General features: G+C 35.0%; 2 protein-coding genes. One reads left to right on the forward strand and one right to left on the reverse strand.

The window, feature by feature from the left end; translation table 11 throughout:
• Positions 1 to 1,493: DUF4158 domain-containing protein (locus tag J2Y60_RS24720; protein WP_309924733.1), on the reverse strand; the 1,493-nt coding region annotated here is incomplete at its 3' end.
• A gap of 352 nt (positions 1,494 to 1,845) precedes the next feature.
• On the opposite strand from J2Y60_RS24720, the gene J2Y60_RS24725 reads away from it, so the two are divergent.
• The gene (locus tag J2Y60_RS24725) at positions 1,846 to 2,454 is read left to right on the forward strand and encodes a recombinase family protein (protein ID WP_309924734.1); all 609 of its coding nucleotides are present in this window, start codon (positions 1,846 to 1,848) and stop codon (positions 2,452 to 2,454) included.
• Positions 2,455 to 2,507 lie beyond the last annotated feature (53 nt).

Consider the following 2,507-nt stretch of genomic DNA (forward strand, 5'->3'; position numbering starts at 1 on the left):
CGGGATTTTGGAATTAAAAAGCTATTGAAATCAGCAAACTTTCGAGAGTTTTTTACGAAGACATCACCCGATTGCAACCTGTCTTTTAACACTAATAATACACAAAGTTCGTAGGCATGGCTTTGGTTAATCTCCTGATTATCAATGACTCTTTTCCAAGAATTAACAATAAAATTACTCGGAGCATCAACAGGAAACTTTCTTTTTTTGCCGATTTGTAGGTCTGTAACCAATGATAATCCAGGACCAAAATTATCTTTCACAAAGGCAATTTCAAAAGATAATGTTTTTAGAAAATTAATGGTGAATTGTTTGAATCTGGCATATTGTTTCAGCAAAAATGATTGGAGAGAATGAGCGTCATGGTCAATGTTTTTCAAAAAGAAATCAAGAGCTGCATCAAGGTCTTCCTTGGTTAGATGTTCATAAATAATAGCCCTCAAATTTGGACTCTCAATCCTCTCATCCACTACTATTTGTGCCGTTTTTACCAACGTCCACACTGCAAATCCCTGTGTTTTTACTATTCCTTTTTGATATTCTTCTAAGGCTTTTTTGGCTTCATTAATAGCTTGTTGCCAAAAATCACTGTACATTAATAAAACGATGTCAGTAGTGTCCAAAAGCGTTTCGTACAAAAAACAAACCAGCAAAGGGTATCGCTTTTGTGGGTTCATCCTTTGCAAATAAGTATTGGTGTTTTGTCGAACCATATTGGCTAATCGTTTCTTACGATTGGCAGGAATGACCGACAAATCCCAACTATCTACCTTAAAATCTTTTAAAAAAGTAATTTTATCAAGCGTTTGATTGATAGAACGGGCAGAATTTGAGTTAGGTGTTTGGCATAACCAGCGATGCACAGTTTGTTTCTTTTCTTCATCAAATTCAAGAATATTATCCAATTTTTGAAATACATCATCCGTCCACATAAACGTTAAACGCTTATAGGTTTCTTCATGCAAACGCTCATTGATACTTGAAACTATCCTTTCCAGAGAGCTAATGGCAGGACGTAGTATTTTCTCACGATGTAGTTTCTGACAAAGTTTTTCCAGCAACCAACGCTCATTGTCGTGTTCCATTCCACGCTCAATAAGCCATTTTTCGATGATTGGTTCGTCCATAATGGGTTGCCATCTTCGATAATCAAGGTGTTTCAAAATTTGTTGTAAGTGTTCCGTTCTGGTGGCAGGTCTATTCCCATATTCCAATAAATTCGGATTTACAGCTATTTTTAGTTGTTCTGTTATAAAGCTAATCCAATCAGGATTAATCTGACTATTCCAGCCTTCGGGTAAAAAACCTAATAATCGAATGATTCCAACCTGTAAAGCAACTGCCACTTTGGATTGATTGCCATGAAAAAAGTGAATGAAGATTTTATTTTCTTTGCTAAGAAAAAAGTTTTTCCATAAAACTTCTTCTTCAATCTTTTGAGGAACGCTCTGATAGAGTTCTCTCTCTTTATGGGTTAAAAATAAATATGCCATATGCTGAGTGTTTAGGGAAATAGACCATTTTTAGATTAAAGCGTTACAGAAAAATGAAGATTATACTTCTGGTTATGCTGATTCTGATTCCGCAGAATCATTTGAATCCGCCGTTGATTCAAATGAATCGACTGATTCTGTCGATTCTGAATATAGCGTTAACGTCCTTAAAAGCCATAACTCTCAATTAGAGCGTTATAGAAAAATGAGAGGTTTTATGGAATTATCATTTCGATAAAGATTTCCTTCTAATTGTGCTTTAAATTACTTTTGCAAATTCCATATTCTTGTTTTTAAAATCAAATTATATTTTACTATATTTATGACGAGTATTATAAAATATATAACATTTATGAAGATAGGATATGTTCGTGTTTCCAAAGAAGAGCAAAACGAAGCTCTACAAATGGATGCCCTTAAAAAATACGGTTGTGATAAAATCTTTCACGAAAAGATTTCGGGCATTTCTAAGTCAAGACCAGAATATGAAAAAGTAAAAGAAATTTTGAGGGCGGGGGATGAATTGGTGGTTTGGGATATTGACCGATTGGGAAGAACTACCCTTGAATTGATTATGCTGGTTGATGAACTAAATCAAAAAGGAATTCTATTCAAAAGCCTTTCACAATCTCTGATTGATACGACCACCGAAACAGGGGAATTCGTCTTTAAATTATTTGCCCTCTTGGCAGAGCATGAACGAAAAAGATTAATTCGTAGAACAAAAGCTGGGCAGGAAGCCGCAAGAGCGAGAGGAAGAATGGGAGGAAGACCCAAGGGATTATCTCCACGTTATCAAGAAATTGCTCCGATGGTGATAAGTGCCTACAAAGAGCAAAGAAGTATCAGAGACATTATGAAAGCATTTTCAATTCCTTCGACTACAACGGTATATAAAATCTTGACGGATAATAATGTTCCTTTTCAGGTTTATAATAAAGCAAAAGAAGGTGTATTGTAACTAATGAAATAGTTGAAAACCGTAAATTTTCGCACAAATGTTATGAGAACCTC

Source organism: Arcicella sp. BE140 (assembly GCF_031456255.1).
Taxonomy (GTDB): Bacteria; Bacteroidota; Bacteroidia; order Cytophagales; family Spirosomataceae; genus Arcicella; species Arcicella aquatica.

Excerpts from the sequence above, each read along its gene's own strand:
- J2Y60_RS24725 (WP_309924734.1), top strand. The coding sequence starts at position 1,846 with ATGAAGATAGGATATGTTCGTGTTTCCAAAGAAGAGCAAAACGAAGCT.